Here is a 15,640-nt window from a genome sequence, read left to right as displayed (position 1 = left end):
TCGACACTGATAGTCATCACCCATTCCGATCCCCGCACACCCCGCCAGGTGTCTCACAAACAGCCTGACAGGATGCGACGCGGGGCGGTGATTCTGCCGAAAAAGGGGGGGTTTGCGGGCCCACGAAGAAGCCCGCCACCTGCGGTCGCAAGTGGCGGGCTGTCGTTGTTGCTCCCCCAACTGGACTCGAACCAGTGAACGGAGCGGAGTGCCGATCGGGCCGCTAGTCAGCGGTTTCACGTCTGTGACCTGCCAACACGCCTGACAGTAACTTGTGAGCGCTGCGGAAGCAAGGGGAAGATTCTGTAGGCTGATTCTGCACGTAATCTGCACGCCGAGGGGGACAAGCATGGCGACAAAGCGAACTCGGCGCGCGTTCGGCGGGCTCCGCAAGCTCCCGAGCGGGAGGTGGCAGGCGAATTACACCGGGCCCGACGGTGCGCTACACAAGGCGCCATCGACGTTCGAGACCAAGCTCGACGCGGAGGCATGGCTCGCCGACCGCCGCCGCGAGATCGACCGAGACCTCTGGAACCCACTCAACGCCGACCGCCCCGTCGTCCCGCTGTTCGGCGACTACGCCGACGAATGGCTCGACACCCGCACCGTCCGCGGCCGGCCCCTCAAGACCCGCACCCGCGACCACTACCGCGAACTGCTCGACAAGCATTTGGTGCCCGAGTTTGGCGACTCGCCCCTCGACGGCATCACACCCGCGATGGTCCGTCAGTGGCACGCTCACCTTCTGCCGACCAAGGCCACGATGCGAGCGCACGCCTACAGCCTGATGCGGACGATCATGGGTTCGGCGGTCAGCGCCGAGTACATCGACGCCAATCCCTGCCGAGTCGAGGGCGCTGGGTCAGCGCAGCGAAAGTCTCGCACCACTCCGGCGACCGTCGAGGAACTGATGACGATCGTCGAGAACATGCCCGAGCGACTGCGACTGATGGTGCAGTTCGCCGCCTGGTGTGCCCTTCGGTACGGCGAACTGATCGAGTTGCGTCGGAGTGACATCGATCTTGCCCAGGGCACCGTGTCGGTCACACGCGCAGCGATCAGACGCGCCGATGGTCAGTACGTCGTGACTACCCCGAAGTCCGAGGCCGGCGTACGCGTTGTTCACATGCCGCCGCACCTGATCCCTCTCGCGACCGCGCATCTCGAGCAACACGTCGGCCGCGGCCGTGATGCGTTGCTATTCGAGGCCGGAAACGGTGGCTACCTCACCCCGACCTCGCTCTATCGCTGGTATTACCCAGCCCGACGGGCCGCGGGTCGAGATGACCTCCGGTTCCACGACCTTCGGCATACCGGCGCGGTGTTGGCTGCCCTCACCGGCGCTACTCTCGCGGAACTGCAACAGAGGCTTGGGCATTCGACAGTGTCGGCCGCGATGAAGTACCAACATGCCGCGAAAGGTCGCGACAGGAAGATCGCTGAGGCGCTGTCGCTACTAGTCGCACCAGACACGCCGAAGCAATAGCTTGCCGATCCCGGAAAACCATGCTGTTCTTGTTCTAGACACGGAAGATTGTGTCGGACAACTGAACACTAACCCGCTAGACCCGAGTAGGTATCGCGTCAGGGATCAGGTCAGCCGCCGTTTACGGCCCCTCCCCGCGTCGAGTGAGCGACAACCGATGACCCAAACGGTCGAACGGCGTTGGAGGCCACTGAGGCCCCTCCTTTAAAGACCCTGGTTGGTCGGCCGATTTCCCCTAAGGCGAGGAGAACGTCGAGCAGAACCACAGCAAATCTGTGGCGAAGCTTGGTGTTCTCCGTTTCTCGTCTTTGGAGGTCCCGGTGCGAAACACCACCACCACGCCCCGACGCTGGGCAGCCATCAATACCACCGCCGAGTATCTCGGTGTCAGTGATCGCACGATCCGTCAAATGATCGCCGACGGACGAATCCGCGGATACCGCAACGGCCGCAAAGTCATTCGAATCGACCTCAACGAGGTCGACGCATCCATGACGCCATTCGGGGGCGCAGCATGAGCGGCCCCGACTACGAACACCTCAACGACCAGGCAGACCTGGGTCTCACCGATCTTCTCGAAGACGAGATCGGAGGTGACTTGGAGTGAGCCACACAAGACGAAACCCCGGCGCTGGCGGGCGGACCGGGGTTCGACGGAAATCCACATGGGCGGCGGATCGGGACCAGTCTAACCCCGACGCCCGCACCTCGTCACCAACCGCCGATGAAATCTACGAACGCGCCGTCGTGCAAGCCGCCACGGACCTCGGCTACACCGTGTCGATCCCGTGCCGCGTGTGCGGCCACCCGTTAACAGCGCCGAAATCCGTTGCAGCGGTTGTTGGTCCGAGGTGCAGGCGCAAGGCGGTGCAGCACCATGGGTGACGCGTACACCGAAGTCCGTGCGTACGTGCAGCGCATCGTCGGTACCCACGGCGGTCCTGCGCCCGCAGCCGGATCACCCGCATGGCGCGCGCTAGCAGACGGCGATCGCGCCAAGCTGCTGGCCGTGCTCACGGCCGGCACCCGTGCAGTCCTCGAGGACGAACTCGCCGCGCTGACCGCCCGCCGACACGCTGCGAAGAGCGCCGCCATTGAGGTGGCCCAGGCCGAGGACTGGTCGGCCGTGGCCCGCCGGGTCCGTAACCGAGACCAGGCGCTGCGATCCGGTGCCTACATCGAGCGGCGGGTGAGCCCGTGAGCGTCCCCAACTACTACGACACTCCCGAGTTTGGCGAGGACGGTTTGCCTCTCGCGACAGCGACTCTCGCCGACGTGCACGCAGCGTTCACCGACTGGCTCGGAGACGACTACGACACCGACGCTCTCGACGCTGTACTCGCCGCCGCCGCGGTCGAACAGCTCGACGGTGACCCGCTCTGGCTGCTACTGATCTCTGGTTCAGGCAATGCCAAGACCGAGACCGCACAGGCACTCGCGGGAGCCGGGGCAACGGTCACCTCGACAGTCTCCTCACCGGGCGCGCTCCTGTCGGCCACCTCTCAGAAGGACCGCGCCAAGGACGCCACGGGTGGTCTGCTGCGCAAGCTCGGTTCTCGAGGCGTGCTGGTCATCAAGGATGTGACGTCGATCCTCTCGATGAACAAAGATGCTCGCGCCGAGGTTCTTGCCGCTCTTCGTGAGGTCTACGACGGGCACTGGTCGCGCAACGTCGGCTCGGACGGTGGGCGAACCCTGGACTGGCACGGCCGGATCGTCGTTGTCGGTGCGGTCACGACCGCCTGGGATAAGGCGCACGCCGCGATCTCGTCGATGGGTGATCGGTTCGTGCTCGTCCGGATGGATTCGCGCACGGGCCGGCAGAAGGCTGGCCGTCAGGCGATCGGCAACACCGGGCACGAGGCGGTGATGCGAGAGGATCTGTCGGAGGTCGTCGGCGCGCTGCTCCGCCGCAACCTTGTCCCGGGCTCGCCGACTTCCGATGAGACGGAGCAGCTACTCGCCGCGGCCGATCTGGTCACCCTCGCCCGTACCGGTGTCGAGTTCGACTACCGCGGTGACGTAATCGACGCGCACGCCCCGGAGATGCCGACGAGGTTCGCCAAGCAGCTCGCCCAGGTGATGCGCGGCGGCGTCGCACTGGGCATGGACCGTCAGCACGCGCTCCGTCTGGCGATCCGGTGCGCTCGTGACTCGATGCCGCCGCTCCGTCTGGCGATCGTCGATGACCTCGCAATGCACCCGGGCTCGTCAACTACGGAGGTGCGGAAGCGGATCGACAAACCTCGGAACACCGTCGACCGTCAGCTACAGGCGCTGCACATGCTCGGCGTGCTCACGTGCGAGGAGGAACCGCAGTCGGACCTACGCACCGTGTGGCGCTACTACCTTGCCGACGACATCGATCCAACTGCCCTCTTTGTGCCAGAAAAGTTAGTACCTACGCGTAGGACTACTGAAAAGAGCGGGGCAGAACAGTGACCCTTACCCGCCCCTACTTACATATCTGGAATAAGTCTGAGCGGACCCGGCTGTGCGGTTCGTGCCGGTTCGCAATGACGTTTCCTGCCGACGTCGACCACGGGCAGCACCTCTCATGCGTTCCGATCGCATGGCCTGTCCGCAGTCCCCAGCGCGCACGAATCCGGCGCCCCTTCCACTTTCATCCTGAGGAGAACTGAGAAATGGACCGTCAGACATTCGACGAGATGTCCGAGCATTGCGAGCTCTACACCGGCCGCCCCTGGGACGGAACTCTCGACCATCTGGTCGGCGCCAACTCCCGACAATCCGAAGCGATCGAGATCCTGAACCGTCACGCGGACTGGCTCCGTGATTGTAAGGAACGGGTGGAACGATCCGGGACCCGTTGGAGCACCTCGAGTTGCCGGGCGCAGTCGCGACGCGACGGTGACCTCGCGGCCCCACCGGAGTGGATTGGAAAGCTCAGCGAGGAACTGACCCCGGACCGCCTACTGTCGGGATTTGACGAATGAGCGCGCATTACCGCAATAGTGGGTGTCCGTGGCCGACACACCGGGCCAAGCGACGGGCACAGCAGCGCCAGCGCACCGCGATCGGCCGAGCGAACCCGCGACCAGAAGGCGAGAGGATCTGGGCAACCGGGGTGTTGAAGCCCGCGGTCGCCGGCGGCGACGAGCGCGGGCCGGAATGAGCCGCGCAACGGGCGGCCGTCGAGACGGCGGCGAACTCGGTCTGCTGGCCGCGATCCTGCGGGGCATGCCGAACCTTCGCGGCGCGGCGTGCGTCGGATCACCCGGCCTGTTCGACCCCCGCGACCCGAACGAGGACCCAGACGACACCAGGTTCCGTCATGAGGCGGCGGCCCGTATGTGTCGGAGCTGCCCGGCCCTCGACGCGTGTCGCGACTGGGCGAGTTCTCAGCGCGGTCAGGAGTCGGCAGTCGTCGCCGCTCGGACACCGAAAGGCCCGGGCCGATCGTCGAGAACTCGGTGCGCGTGATGGTGACCCTGACCGCCGCGCAGGCGCAAACCGCGTTGTGGGCCATCGAGGAGCTACGGCGCCGGCGGCGTCTCGTCGGGCAACCGGTTCCGCTGGCACTCGCCAACCTTCACCACCACCTCATCATGTCCGCACACGGACCTTCACCCGAACCGACTGCACCACAATCGAAATCAAGACCCATCGAGGCGATCGACGCCCAGGAGGCGGCGACCATCCTCAACATCACCCCCCGGCACGCACGTCGACTCGCAGCCGACCTCGACGCCCAGCGCATCGCCGGCCGCTGGGTCTTCAACCGACACACCGTCACCGAATACGCCGAAGGAAGAACCCGATGACTGCACCCACGCCCGCTCCCCGCAAGACCAAGGACCCACTGTCCGCTCTCGTCGCCGGAGTCGAGCAGATGCTCTCCGAGCTCGACGACGACGCCTGGCAGCAGCTCGTCGCCCGCGTCCGCCCACCCGCCGACACCGAACCGAAGACCGAACCGAAAGCCGCCGCCACCGACTACCCGGCGTCCTGGGGTTACGGCACGAAGGGCACCAAATGACCGCCACCGCAGCCGCAGGCGACATCGCCAACCTCGTCGAGCAAACCACCGCCCTCGGCGGCACCATCCCCACCGAACTCGTCGACATCATCGCCACCATCGACGCCGTCAACCACTGGGACCCACCCCAGCCCGGAGACCTCGCCTCACTCTGCCGACGCGGCGACCTCACCGCCGACAACGCCGCCACCATCCTCGACGCCGCCCTCGTCCAACCCAACCGGCAACCCGGCGACCTCAAGATCACCGCCAAACACGAACTCACCCAACGGTTCACCCACGTCCTCGCCGGCCCCGCAGGAGACGAACTCGTCAAGTCCCTCCGACCCGCCTTCCAGCAGGCGAGCACCAACGTCGCCGACGCCGCCAACCTCATCGCACCCGGCGACCGCGTCGACATCCTCACCGACGCCGACGACGACACCATCCGCGCGTGGCGGACCCTCGGCGAACACAAGGCGACACTCGACCGGGTTTCCGCGGTCATCGACCTCCTCACCGACCGGTTCGAAGTCCTCGGAGTGCCGCAACCGTGGCACGTTGGCAACGCCATCCGGGCAGCCATGTACACCCCCGACGCCGACCACCTCGCCCTCGTTGCTCGAGCACTCCTGGCACCCAACGGGACCGGCGGGGCACGCGCCGGCCGATGGCACTCCATCGCCGCCGCCCTCACCCTCAACACCCCCAGCGTGGCGCGCGCCATCCTCGACACCGCCCACCACACCCACCTCGAAGAGGTCGCCGCGGAACGCAACAAAGTGCAGACCAACGAGGCAGCTACCCGACCCGGTCGCACCGCCGCCTGAAAGGACACCCGATGACCAACGAATCGAAACCGCTGTTCCGGCCGGCCGCCGCCATCACCGCCCGAGCCACCGCAGCAGTCACCGGCAGTCGCCTCGTCGCACCCAGCGGCACCTACGACGGCACCATGCCCGTGGCCCACTGCGGCGACGGAGCCTCACCACTCGGGGTCGCATCCGCCGACATCCCGTCCGGGCAACTCGGAACCCTACTGCGCGAGGGGATCGTGCCCGTCACCGCAGGCGCCACCGTCACCGCCGGTCAATCCCTGCAGTCCGACGCCCAAGGCCGCGTCGTCCCGCACACCACCGGCCGAACAGTCGGAACCGCAGTCGCCACCGGCACCACCGGACTACCCACCTACGTCGCCCTCAGCATCACCTAGACCCCATCGGCATCGTGGCGTCAACCCGACCCAACGTCGGCAAGGCGTAGCCACGACCGCAACGCGTTTCAGCGCGAGCCGCGACCTGCGCCACGATGCCGACCCAACCCACCCCGGAGGACACCCATGCCTGCCAGCCACCACTGGCGCAACGGCAGCAGCCGACGCACCAGCACCACCGACCACCGCAACCGCCGCCAACGAGTCCTCAACCGCGACAACCATCAATGCCAAATCCGCACACAACATTGCATCAACACCGCAACCATCTGCGACCACATCCGCAACGTCGCCAGCTTCACCAACCCCGCCGACGCCGAAACCGACGACAACTGCCAAGCAGCATGCGTGCCCTGCCACAACGTCAAGACACTGCAGGAAAGTGCCGCCGCCAAAGCCCGCAGACGAGCCCAACTCCGACTCCCCACCGAACCCCACCCCGGAGCCACACCATGACCACCCCAGGGGGATGGCCCACCCCCACCCACACGCCACAGCCGGGAGACATGGCTATTCCGGGTGGGCGCACGCATGATGCCCAGCCCCAGAGGTCGGCGAACGAACCCGCAGTTAGGAGGCGGTTGTGACGCCCCGGAAGACACCCGGTTTACGCCTGGTTGAGTCCCTGCGCGGCCTGCTCGAGGACGGTTACGAGTTCGACGAGGCCGAGGAACACTTGCTGTCGATGATTGAGGCTGAGACCGATCGGGTTGCGGCGTTGCGTGCGGTCCTGGCCGATGAGCTCGCCAAGGATGAGGTGTCGACGCGTCGGGTGACGGAGCTGTCTGCCGAGATCCGGTTGCTGGAGAAGCAGATCGGGCAGTGGTGTGCGTCGTTGCGGCCGAAGCAGGCCGCCGACAAGTCGTGGACGCATCAGAAGGCGGCGAACGCGCGGTGGCGGGTGATCTCGTGAGCGACGACTATCCCGATCTGTGGAAGCCGGTAGCGGAACGTCGGACTGAGCCGGCGCGACGAGAGGTGTGGGCCTCAACTGGGTCCGGACACCGATTCCCCCTCGTGACGGCGCCTGGCCCCGACTACCCGGCGTCGTGGGGTTACGCCCCGGAGCGGCAGGTCATCGCCGGCGTCCTCGAGTTCGATCAGGACGGTGACTGATGCCGCGGCGTGCGGGTGGCTCGTCGGAGCTGCGGGACTTGCTCGCGGCGCATCATGCGTTCGAGCGTGAGCGGTGGGATTCGGCTGCGGTGCGGAACTGGGAGCGTCACCAGAGTTCGCGGCCGCGTCCTGAACCTCGTGGGGTCAGCGAGTTCGAGCGGGCCCTTGCTGCCGGCGAGGATGTCGCGGTGTCGTCGGGCCAATTGTTCCGAGCTCTGGTGTGGGCTGGGCGGGCAGCGGACGCGCGGCGCTACGGTTGGAACGGACCCGGCTTCGGTGCCCAGTTCGTGGTGCGCGGCGCGCAGCTTGTCGACATTCCGGCGGACTGACGGATTTCAGGGGATGATCGCTCGGAGCAATCCGGTACCTCACGGCGGGAGCCCCTATGAGCGACGACGACAGTATAGAGGTTCGGCGAGCGCGCGTCAGTGCTGCGACGCAAGCTCTCGTGAACGCCGCCGTCAACGCATCCTCGGATGAGGACCACGCGCTGTTGGTCGGTCTGGAAGCTGGCGACCTGACTAGGGACGAACTCGTGATGGTTCTTGCCGACATGTCGGGAGTGCTCAACCGGGTAGTTCGTGAATCTGGTTGGAAGGGTGACAACTAACTCGAGACGGCACGCGTGATCCTCACGCCGATTGCCTTAGAGTGCTGCTTATGTGGGAAGTCGTGCCCATCGCGGCGATTGTCTCTGCTGTCGTTACCCCTCGTAATCCGTTGGTTCGATCGCCCGCGTGCCATTCTTCGACTTGAAGCTGTCTTGCAGCCCGACACTGGAATGGGCCCGAACGGCGAATTCTGGCCGGCGCCGGCAATTCTGCTCAATGTGGGCGACGGAGATGCTTTCGATGTGCGCGTGTTCGGTTCAGAGTGCGATCCGGGTATTAAGACGGCTGGCGGGCACTGGGGCTACCGCACACAAGTTATCCGGGGTGGCGATACGGTCGAGGTCAATCTGGGATTGCCGCACGATTGGCGGGATCGGGATGCAGCAATCGTGATTACCTGGGCACCGCGACCGAGAAGGTGGTGGCGAAAACGGATCACAGTCAAAATCTCGGATGTAGGAATCGGGGTAGTGCTGCCCCCGGGCACCTTGCCGCTCCGCAAGATCGACCGCTCAGTTCGCACTACGAGGGCTTTGGAGCTGAACTCGGCACGTGCCTACGTGTACAGCTGGGGAAAGTTGCCGGAGGACACCCCCGACATAGACGCCCCGGACATCACACGAACTGACGACCAAACTTCCTGATTGATGCCGCAACGAGAGCAGGCGGCACTGTGAGCGCGTCGTCGTAGGTCAGGATCATCTCGGTTGCCTCCACTGCCTGGTTTGGAACACCCTACGGGCGTGCTGTGCGCGTTGCCCTCCACCCTTAGCTCCCGATCGACCATGACCCGATAGACCCTCTCGGCCACGACTTGTAGCACCAGGCCGAGTGGCGAGGTGTTTCGTCATGGCACCCGTGGTCGCGATCCGTGGGTGGCGTACCCGTCAGGGGTACGACTGGGTTACTGACGGCAGGCTGGTGGTTTCGGCGGGCTCTGCGGATAACGCCGGACACGCGGTCGGAGTGGTTGCGTGCGTCGTGCCCCTTGGCCGGGAGTCGAACCCGGCAACCATCGCCGTGAAGTACGTGGTTGACCGTCAGGGCTGATTGGGTGTGAGTCAGACTCACCCCCATGAGGGAAAGTGGGGAATTTCCCCACTTTCGAGGTGGAGTTCTCTGCACGGCCGTTACAGCCGTGGGCCTGCACTAGCGTTACGCCAGTCCAGGTCGGGCAACCACGGGCGTTACAGCAGTGGTTGACGCGGATGCCCTTGATCACAATGTGACTAACGGCAAGGGGGTCTGGATTTCAGGTCCGACCCTTCACTGGCGGTGGACTTTGCACCACGGGCCGTTGCGGCATGGCTTGCCTGAGCGGGTCATCCGGCCGCAGCGGGTCCGCCGAACCTTGACCGCAAACTCTGTTGGCAGCTTGCCGAGGTTCTCGTGCGCTGGCGGGGTATGACCGGGGCACTTCTCATCGGCGCGGTCGGTGTCGTACAGCCACAAGACCTCGCCGCCAGCGGAACCGATGAGGGTGTGGAGCTCCCAATTGTCGCCCATCGACTCGGTGCGCGAGTGGTCGTGGAGCGTGTAGCCCTCGCCCTTGGCGTACTCGATGCGCAGGCAGTCGGGGCAGGTTTGCCAGTAGTTGGGGGCGTCGAAGACCCGCCTGCAGTGTTTGCACCAGCGGTCGAGGACGAAGGCGAGTTGGTCGCGGTAGCCGCGCTCGAAGTCGTCGTCGTCACGGAGAGTCATCGTGCTCAACATCTGTTCGGCGACGCGGGTCTTGTCGTCGCCCGATGCGGCCTGACGTTCTGCGAGTTCTTCCTTGGCGGCACGGATGCCGGCGTTGTAGGCGCTCACTGGTCCAGCCCCAGCCATGTCGCCACCGCGGGCATCGGGGCGAGAAGGTCGTCGACCTCGTCACCGGTTGCGATGGAGAGGGCCTGCACGACGCGGCGGGCTAGTTGCTCGATGTCGTCACGGTCGTAGTCGACGGCTTCCTCGAGCTGCCACACCGCGTGACGCAGGCTGTCGGCGCCGTCGCACTCGGTGTCTTGCTCGTAGAGGTCCCAAGCGTGACGGATCAGGGTCTCGGCGGGAACAGTCGTCGGCGCGGTCATGCGTGCCACCCGAGTTCGAGGCACGCGGCCATCACGCCGAGCGGGATGAAGTAGAAGGCCAGCGCGACAACGATGGTGGCGCAGGCGGATAAGGTGTGACGACGGTTCACGGTTGCCTCCGTGGATCGAGGCCCCGGCGGTGCTACGAACACCGAGCGGGGCCGACTTGTATGTCGGCGACCCGCTCGGACATTCCGCACGTATTCCGTACGAAACAGAAAAGGCCCGGTGGAAACCGGGCCTGACCTGCTATTTCTCTGCTCCCCCAACTGGACTCGAACCAGTAACCGTTCGATTAACAGTCGAATGCTCTGCCAATTGAGCTATGGGGGATTGCACCGGCCCTCGCTCGGCGCCGCGGGCGCTTCACTTGAACCGAGGACAGACTCTAGCGCATGCCGCCGCCGGACGACAAAACGGCAGGTCAGCACTCGAGACAGTCGCGGCAGTTGGTTCCGGAATCCGGAACCAACTGCCGCAGATCCTACGAGCTCAGTGACCGGCGACGACGTCGGCTTCGTCGACCTTTACCGGCGTCCGCGCACCGGGCAGGAACCAGTAGGCGAAGCACACCGCCCCGAAGAACAGGTAGCCCAGTGCGACCTCGGGCGCGGCCGCCCAGGACACCTCCGGTGCGTGGATGAGGCCGATGAACGACAGCACCGCCCCCACGGCCGCGGCGATCGCCGCGAAGTGGAACTTCTTCTCCAGGATGAAGGTGACGATGGTGCCGAGGACGAGACCGACGAGCACCGCTCCCTCGCCGAGCGTCTTGAGGCCCTCATAGATCACGCCGGCTCCGTTGAGCGCTTCCATACCCACCTCGTCGACCGTGGTTCCCGCCGCCGAGAGCGCGTTGTCGATGAGGCCCCGTCCCCACTCGGCGAGGTTCGGCAGCAGTGCCGCGACCACCGCGACCGCATGCAGGCGCGGCACCGCCTGGAAGGCCTGCGCCCCGATCAGCAAGCCGATGAACAGCAGGATCGGCACGATCGCCGGCACCGGTAGCAGGTAGTTCAGCACCCCGAACAGACCGAGGAAACACAGCAGGCCGATCGCTGCTCCACTGGCCAGCGAGTAGCTCGCGCGACCACCGGCGTCCTTCCAGCCGGGATGACCGATGTACACGGCCGGCGGGAAGGGCGACCCGAACGCCGCACCGATGCACGCCCCGGCACCGTCGGCGAGCAGCACGCTGCGCAGGTTGTAGTTGTCTCCCGCCGCCGCGGCGCTCTCCACATTGCTCATCGCCTCGGTGAAGTTGTAGACGCCGAGCGGTATCGCGGTGCCGAGCAGAGGCGTGAGATCACCGAGACCGTTGAACAACAGGTCGAATCGCTGATCCGGGATGCCGACGGCGATGTCTTCCACCGCCGCGGTCAGGTCCGGCACCGACATGAACCCGCCTGCCCAACCGATCGCCGTACCGACGAGCAGAGCGGCGAGTCCGACGGGGACGTTGCCGGGCAGCTTCACATCGGTGAAGAAGCCGATGAGGATGATCGCGAGCACCGGCAGACCGATCCACGCGGCCTCCCAGATCTGCCCTGCCGGACGCATCGAGATGAACGTGATCGAGATACCGGCCAGGGTGCCGAGCATCGCGGCGCGCGGCGTCAGTTTGCGCACATAGGGTCCGACGAACGCGCCGATCATGACGATGACACCGATCATGAATGCCCACGCCAAACCGGCCTGCCACGCCTGGATGGCGTCCTTGGTGTTCAGATACACCGGCAGCATCACCACGAACACCACGATGAACATGTGCGGGACGCTCGGCCCGTACGGCAGGGCCGTCACATCGTCGCGTCCCTCCCGCGCGGCGAGGCGTCGGGCCAGGAACGTGTAATACAGGTTGCCCAGGATCAGCGCGACGCCCAGCGCGGGCAGCACGGTGCCCAGGACGTTGTCCGGACTGAGACCGATCACGCCGATCATCAAGCCGGTCAACGTCAACACGTTGACGAGGATGTTGAAACCGAGACCGAAGAAGGCGTTGGTGTCTCCGCGCGTCCACCACGCGACCTTCGAGGTCGTAGCCGGTGACGGCGGGTCGGTGGTCGGGGCTGGATCGGTGGTGGCGCTCATGAATTCCTCCGGACTGCTGGGGGTTGATGGGGAGAACGAGACGCCGATGTCCCGCATGGGTGGGTTGGATCGTTTCTCAGACGGCGGGTTCCACCGGCGCTCGCCCGTTCAGCAGCGGGATGATCGCCGTGCCGGGCGCGGTCCAGCCGAAGATGCCTCCCTGCGCCGCGATCATCTCCAGGCCGACGCGCTGAAAATCGGGGAAATACGAACCGACGCAATCGGATACGACGACGCACTCATAACCTCGGTCGTTGGCCTCACGCGTGGTGGTGTGGACGCACACCTCGGTGGTCACGCCGGTCACCAGTAGTTGCGTGATCTCGTTGTCGGCCAGCACCTTCGACAGTTCGGTCGCATAGAATGCCCCCTTGCCGGGCTTGTCGATGACGACCTCGGTGTCGAGCGGGGCGAGTTCGTCGATGATGTCGTGCCCGTACTCACCGCGGATCAGGATGCGCCCGAACGCCCCCGGGTCGCCGATCCGCTTCGACGGTTGGCCGCGGTTGAGCTTGGCCGGCGGGCAATCCGACAGGTCTGGCAGATGCCCCTCCCGGGTGTGGATGACGAGCATCCCGACCGCCCGCGCGGCGTCGAGCAGAGCAGCGAGGGGTTCGACGACGCGCTGCAGTTGCGCGACGTCGTTGCCGAGGGTTTCGCCGAAACCGCCGGGCAACAGGAAGTCTCGCTGCATGTCGATGATGATCAGCGCGGTCTGGTCCAGGTCGAGTTCGATCGGACCGGGCAGCGCATCGAGGGTGACGGTCGTGGGCATCGAATGGCCTTCCGAGGTGGGTGTTCGCGGGTTTCAGGACGCCGGAAGCGTGGTCGAGGTGCGGACCTCACCGGCCGACGACGACCGGTCGCGCGGTTCGTCGAGCAGAGCGGCCGCCAACTGGAGCACGGTGTCGTCGGTGAGTGCGGCCCCGAGGAGCATCGCGCTGTGGGGCCGACCGTCGGATGTCACGCCTTGGGGAACCGCGATCCCGGTGAGGTCGAGGAGATTTCCGAAATGTGTGTAGTGGCCGAGCATCGTGTTCGTCGCGATCGGTTGCGCCAGCACCTCGTCGACGGTGAACGTCCGTCCGATCGTCGGCACCACGAGAACATCGATCCCCTCCCACACCCGACCGACCTCGGACCGCAACTCCTGCAATCGCTGCAGCGCAGCGAAAGCGTCGACGGCCGTGTACTTCTCGCCGCTGCGGAGGATGTCACGGACCACCGGGTGGATCTCGTCGGGCCTCTCGGCGAGGAAGCCCCCGAAGACGACCAGTCGCTCCGCGACCCACGGTCCCGAGTACAGGAGCTCCCCGGCCGCCAGGAACGGCACCAAGGAGACGTCGACGATCTCGACGCCACCCGGTAACGCCAGATGTGCCAGCCGGTTTCGGAATGCGAGGTGTGCCTCGCGCATGGCGTCGTCGCCGAAGAACTCCAACCCCTCGACCGGCGGGAGGCCGACCGTGATCGTCGAGTCGTCGAATCCGGGTCCGCGATCGCGGGACCACGGATCGGCGTCGTCGCGGCCCATCATCACGCTCATGACACGATCCATGTCGTCGACGGTCGCGGTCATCGCCGTGATGCAGTCGAGGGACTTGCAGGCCGGGACCAGCCCCACAGTGCTGATCAGACCGCGCGACGGTTTGTATCCGATGATGCCGTTGAGTGCGGCAGGAACCCGCCCCGATCCGGCGGTGTCGGTGGCCACGGCGAAGGGAACGTCGCCGCGTGCCACCGCGAGGGCTGAGCCGGAACTCGAACCGCCGGAGATCATCTCGTTGCCGTAGACCCCGCGCGGCATCGTGTAAGGAGTCCGCGTGCCGTTCAGGCCGGTGGCGAACTGGTCCAGGTTGGTCTTGCCGATGAAGAGCGCGCCGGCGTCGAGCAGACGCTGGACGACAGGCGCGGTCGTGTCGGGGACGTACGCGTAGCCGGGGCAGGAGAGAGTCGTCGGGACGCCGGCCACGTCGATGGAGTCCTTGACGCCGAACGGCACGCCGTAGAGCGGGAGGTGGCGTGCGTCGGGGCGACTCTCGAGTTCCGCCGCCGCGGCGAGCACCTCGTCGCGCGGCACGGTCGACAGCCAGGTCCCGTCGTCACCCCGCGCCTCGATGGCGTCGAGGACCATGCGTGCGGTCCGCGTCGGGGATCCGCTCCCGTGTAGGTGCGAATCGAGGATCTCGGCAACCGTGGGACCGGTGGTGGGCCCGCCCAAAAGAGTCATACCGTCGATTGTCGACAGAATCATGGCGCCTGCGGAACGGCTGTGTGTCGATTGTGTTAGCTGGTCAGCGCGGCTGTTCGTCCCCGGCTGTAGCCGAAACCAGGTCCAGGTAGTGGAGGTGGCCGTGATCGTGGAGGGCCGCGATCGCCGCCGCGGCGTCGTTGCGTTCGAGTGCGTCGAGGATTGCCTGGTGCCGGTGGAACCCGTCGTCGGGACCGTGGTGGTCGGCGGTCTCGGTTCGCAGGTTGACCGCCATCGGCAGCTGGAGCTTCAGCAGGATCGGTTCGAGGGTGATGTCGAGCTGTCGATTCCCGGCCAGTCCGACGACGGCGGCATGGAATCGACGGTGCGCGTCATCGCACGCGAGATCGTCTGTGGCACGGCGCATCGCATCGATCGCCGCACGAACAGGCGCGAGCTGAGATGCCGGATCGGTCAACGGCAGGGCGGCCTCGACGGCATACCGTTCGAGCACCTGGCGCAGCTCGAACAGCTGCAGGATGTCCCGGGGCGACCACTCCGCGACCCGGACCCCACGACGCGGCTGGTGTTCGACGAGCCCCTGCTGGGCGAGCAGCCGTAACGCCTCACGTACCGGCGCCCGACTGATCCCGAGGTCGGCACACAGCGTCTCTTCGACGATCTTCGCACCAGGCGCAAGAGCACCACTCAAAATGGCGTCCCGGATACGCCGGCCGGCCACGTCGACAAGACTCTCCGGCAGCTCACCGCCACCGTGAGACGCCTCCCCGACCGTCATCCGCGCACCCTCCCGTCCGCCGTGTCCGATTTTGCGCCAGTGTAGCGCCGTCGACTGTCGACCGTTTTCCATGACAGTTGGCTGC

Annotated in this window: 20 protein-coding genes and 1 tRNA gene; 14 read left to right on the top strand and 7 right to left on the bottom strand. The window is 65.9% G+C overall.

Annotated features, from left to right (window positions below):
• Window positions 1-349: 349 nt before the first annotated feature.
• The 14 genes from BPODLACK_RS18725 to BPODLACK_RS18665 all read left to right on the top strand — a co-directional run bounded on the left by BPODLACK_RS18725 (window position 350) and on the right by BPODLACK_RS18665 (window position 8,404).
• The gene (locus tag BPODLACK_RS18725) at window positions 350-1,486 is read left to right on the top strand and encodes a tyrosine-type recombinase/integrase (protein ID WP_159405940.1); all 1,137 of its coding nucleotides are present in this window, start codon (window positions 350-352) and stop codon (window positions 1,484-1,486) included.
• Window positions 1,487-1,806: 320 nt separating this feature from the next.
• On the top strand, window positions 1,807-2,004 hold the full coding sequence (locus BPODLACK_RS18720) for an excisionase family DNA-binding protein (RefSeq protein ID WP_159405939.1): 198 nt from the start codon (window positions 1,807-1,809) through the stop codon (window positions 2,002-2,004).
• Between the two features lie 85 nt (window positions 2,005-2,089).
• On the top strand, window positions 2,090-2,371 hold the full coding sequence (locus BPODLACK_RS23935) for a DUF6011 domain-containing protein (RefSeq protein WP_442903278.1): 282 nt from the start codon (window positions 2,090-2,092) through the stop codon (window positions 2,369-2,371).
• Window positions 2,364-2,687: a DUF2742 domain-containing protein gene (locus BPODLACK_RS18715; protein ID WP_159405938.1), complete on the top strand. Its 324-nt coding sequence runs from the start codon at window positions 2,364-2,366 to the stop codon at window positions 2,685-2,687. Before BPODLACK_RS23935 ends, BPODLACK_RS18715 begins: the two co-directional genes overlap by 8 nt.
• Entirely contained in the window at window positions 2,684-3,928 is a 1,245-nt protein-coding gene (locus tag BPODLACK_RS18710; protein WP_159405937.1) for a winged helix-turn-helix domain-containing protein, read from the top strand. Before BPODLACK_RS18715 ends, BPODLACK_RS18710 begins: the two co-directional genes overlap by 4 nt.
• 203 nt (window positions 3,929-4,131) lie before the next feature.
• Entirely contained in the window at window positions 4,132-4,443 is a 312-nt protein-coding gene (locus BPODLACK_RS18705; RefSeq protein ID WP_159405936.1) for a hypothetical protein, read from the top strand.
• A 486-nt stretch (window positions 4,444-4,929) separates the two neighbouring features.
• Window positions 4,930-5,271, top strand: coding sequence for a helix-turn-helix domain-containing protein (locus tag BPODLACK_RS18700; protein WP_159405935.1), 342 nt, complete (start codon window positions 4,930-4,932; stop codon window positions 5,269-5,271).
• Window positions 5,268-5,486, top strand: coding sequence for a hypothetical protein (locus tag BPODLACK_RS18695; RefSeq protein WP_159405934.1), 219 nt, complete (start codon window positions 5,268-5,270; stop codon window positions 5,484-5,486). Before BPODLACK_RS18700 ends, BPODLACK_RS18695 begins: the two co-directional genes overlap by 4 nt.
• Window positions 5,483-6,295, top strand: coding sequence for a hypothetical protein (locus BPODLACK_RS18690; RefSeq protein WP_159405933.1), 813 nt, complete (start codon window positions 5,483-5,485; stop codon window positions 6,293-6,295). The genes BPODLACK_RS18695 and BPODLACK_RS18690 overlap by 4 nt, the downstream gene beginning before the upstream one ends.
• Window positions 6,296-6,306: 11 nt before the next feature.
• A complete protein-coding gene (locus BPODLACK_RS18685) occupies window positions 6,307-6,678 on the top strand; it encodes a DUF2190 family protein (RefSeq protein ID WP_159405932.1) in 372 nt (123 codons plus the stop codon).
• A 126-nt stretch (window positions 6,679-6,804) separates the two neighbouring features.
• Window positions 6,805-7,134 (top strand): HNH endonuclease, encoded by a 330-nt coding sequence (locus tag BPODLACK_RS18680; RefSeq protein ID WP_159405931.1) that lies wholly within the window; start codon window positions 6,805-6,807, stop codon window positions 7,132-7,134.
• 127 nt (window positions 7,135-7,261) lie between these two features.
• Window positions 7,262-7,591, top strand: coding sequence for a hypothetical protein (locus BPODLACK_RS18675; RefSeq protein WP_159405930.1), 330 nt, complete (start codon window positions 7,262-7,264; stop codon window positions 7,589-7,591).
• A gap of 202 nt (window positions 7,592-7,793) precedes the next feature.
• Window positions 7,794-8,123, top strand: coding sequence for a hypothetical protein (locus BPODLACK_RS18670; RefSeq protein ID WP_159405929.1), 330 nt, complete (start codon window positions 7,794-7,796; stop codon window positions 8,121-8,123).
• Window positions 8,124-8,179: 56 nt separating this feature from the next.
• A complete protein-coding gene (locus tag BPODLACK_RS18665) occupies window positions 8,180-8,404 on the top strand; it encodes a hypothetical protein (protein ID WP_159405928.1) in 225 nt (74 codons plus the stop codon).
• A gap of 1,267 nt (window positions 8,405-9,671) precedes the next feature.
• Here BPODLACK_RS18665 and BPODLACK_RS18660 read toward each other — a convergent pair.
• The 7 genes from BPODLACK_RS18660 to BPODLACK_RS18630 form a co-directional block, all read right to left on the bottom strand.
• Window positions 9,672-10,232 (bottom strand): hypothetical protein, encoded by a 561-nt coding sequence (locus BPODLACK_RS18660; protein WP_159405927.1) that lies wholly within the window; start codon window positions 10,230-10,232, stop codon window positions 9,672-9,674.
• Window positions 10,211-10,474: a hypothetical protein gene (locus BPODLACK_RS18655; protein ID WP_159405926.1), complete on the bottom strand. Its 264-nt coding sequence runs from the start codon at window positions 10,472-10,474 to the stop codon at window positions 10,211-10,213. Before BPODLACK_RS18655 ends, BPODLACK_RS18660 begins: the two co-directional genes overlap by 22 nt.
• A gap of 260 nt (window positions 10,475-10,734) precedes the next feature.
• Window positions 10,735-10,807: transfer RNA gene (locus BPODLACK_RS18650), tRNA-Asn, on the bottom strand.
• Between the two features lie 159 nt (window positions 10,808-10,966).
• Complete coding sequence (locus BPODLACK_RS18645) at window positions 10,967-12,565, bottom strand: regulator (protein ID WP_159405925.1); 1,599 nt, start codon at window positions 12,563-12,565, stop codon at window positions 10,967-10,969.
• A 76-nt stretch (window positions 12,566-12,641) separates the two neighbouring features.
• A complete protein-coding gene (locus BPODLACK_RS18640) occupies window positions 12,642-13,340 on the bottom strand; it encodes a cysteine hydrolase family protein (protein ID WP_159405924.1) in 699 nt (232 codons plus the stop codon).
• 33 nt (window positions 13,341-13,373) lie between these two features.
• Window positions 13,374-14,795, bottom strand: a complete 1,422-nt coding sequence (locus BPODLACK_RS18635; protein ID WP_159405923.1) for an allophanate hydrolase — start codon at window positions 14,793-14,795, stop codon at window positions 13,374-13,376.
• Window positions 14,796-14,859: 64 nt separating this feature from the next.
• The gene (locus BPODLACK_RS18630; RefSeq protein ID WP_159405922.1) at window positions 14,860-15,555 is read right to left on the bottom strand and encodes a GntR family transcriptional regulator; all 696 of its coding nucleotides are present in this window, start codon (window positions 15,553-15,555) and stop codon (window positions 14,860-14,862) included.
• Window positions 15,556-15,640: the final 85 nt, after the last annotated feature.

The organism is Gordonia sp. YY1 (assembly GCF_009872315.1).
In the GTDB taxonomy this organism is placed as follows: Bacteria; Actinomycetota; Actinomycetes; order Mycobacteriales; family Mycobacteriaceae; genus Gordonia; species Gordonia amicalis.
Note: the sequence above shows the minus strand (reverse complement) of the source record. Positions and strands in the feature narration are given on the sequence as shown.

What these genes read in the sequence shown, in the direction of transcription:
- BPODLACK_RS18725 (WP_159405940.1), top strand. Translation starts at nt 350, where the DNA reads ATGGCGACAAAGCGAACTCGGCGCGCGTTCGGCGGGCTCCGCAAGCTC.
- BPODLACK_RS18715 (WP_159405938.1), top strand. Translation starts at nt 2,364, where the DNA reads ATGGGTGACGCGTACACCGAAGTCCGTGCGTACGTGCAGCGCATCGTC.
- BPODLACK_RS18705 (WP_159405936.1), top strand. Translation starts at nt 4,132, where the DNA reads ATGGACCGTCAGACATTCGACGAGATGTCCGAGCATTGCGAGCTCTAC.
- BPODLACK_RS18700 (WP_159405935.1), top strand. Translation starts at nt 4,930, where the DNA reads ATGGTGACCCTGACCGCCGCGCAGGCGCAAACCGCGTTGTGGGCCATC.
- BPODLACK_RS18695 (WP_159405934.1), top strand. Translation starts at nt 5,268, where the DNA reads ATGACTGCACCCACGCCCGCTCCCCGCAAGACCAAGGACCCACTGTCC.
- BPODLACK_RS18690 (WP_159405933.1), top strand. Translation starts at nt 5,483, where the DNA reads ATGACCGCCACCGCAGCCGCAGGCGACATCGCCAACCTCGTCGAGCAA.
- BPODLACK_RS18685 (WP_159405932.1), top strand. Translation starts at nt 6,307, where the DNA reads ATGACCAACGAATCGAAACCGCTGTTCCGGCCGGCCGCCGCCATCACC.
- BPODLACK_RS18680 (WP_159405931.1), top strand. Translation starts at nt 6,805, where the DNA reads ATGCCTGCCAGCCACCACTGGCGCAACGGCAGCAGCCGACGCACCAGC.
- BPODLACK_RS18670 (WP_159405929.1), top strand. Translation starts at nt 7,794, where the DNA reads ATGCCGCGGCGTGCGGGTGGCTCGTCGGAGCTGCGGGACTTGCTCGCG.
- BPODLACK_RS18665 (WP_159405928.1), top strand. Translation starts at nt 8,180, where the DNA reads ATGAGCGACGACGACAGTATAGAGGTTCGGCGAGCGCGCGTCAGTGCT.
- BPODLACK_RS18660 (WP_159405927.1), bottom strand. Translation starts at nt 10,232, where the DNA reads ATGGCTGGGGCTGGACCAGTGAGCGCCTACAACGCCGGCATCCGTGCC.
- BPODLACK_RS18655 (WP_159405926.1), bottom strand. Translation starts at nt 10,474, where the DNA reads ATGACCGCGCCGACGACTGTTCCCGCCGAGACCCTGATCCGTCACGCT.
- BPODLACK_RS18645 (WP_159405925.1), bottom strand. Translation starts at nt 12,565, where the DNA reads ATGAGCGCCACCACCGATCCAGCCCCGACCACCGACCCGCCGTCACCG.
- BPODLACK_RS18640 (WP_159405924.1), bottom strand. Translation starts at nt 13,340, where the DNA reads ATGCCCACGACCGTCACCCTCGATGCGCTGCCCGGTCCGATCGAACTC.
- BPODLACK_RS18635 (WP_159405923.1), bottom strand. Translation starts at nt 14,795, where the DNA reads ATGACTCTTTTGGGCGGGCCCACCACCGGTCCCACGGTTGCCGAGATC.
- BPODLACK_RS18630 (WP_159405922.1), bottom strand. Translation starts at nt 15,555, where the DNA reads ATGACGGTCGGGGAGGCGTCTCACGGTGGCGGTGAGCTGCCGGAGAGT.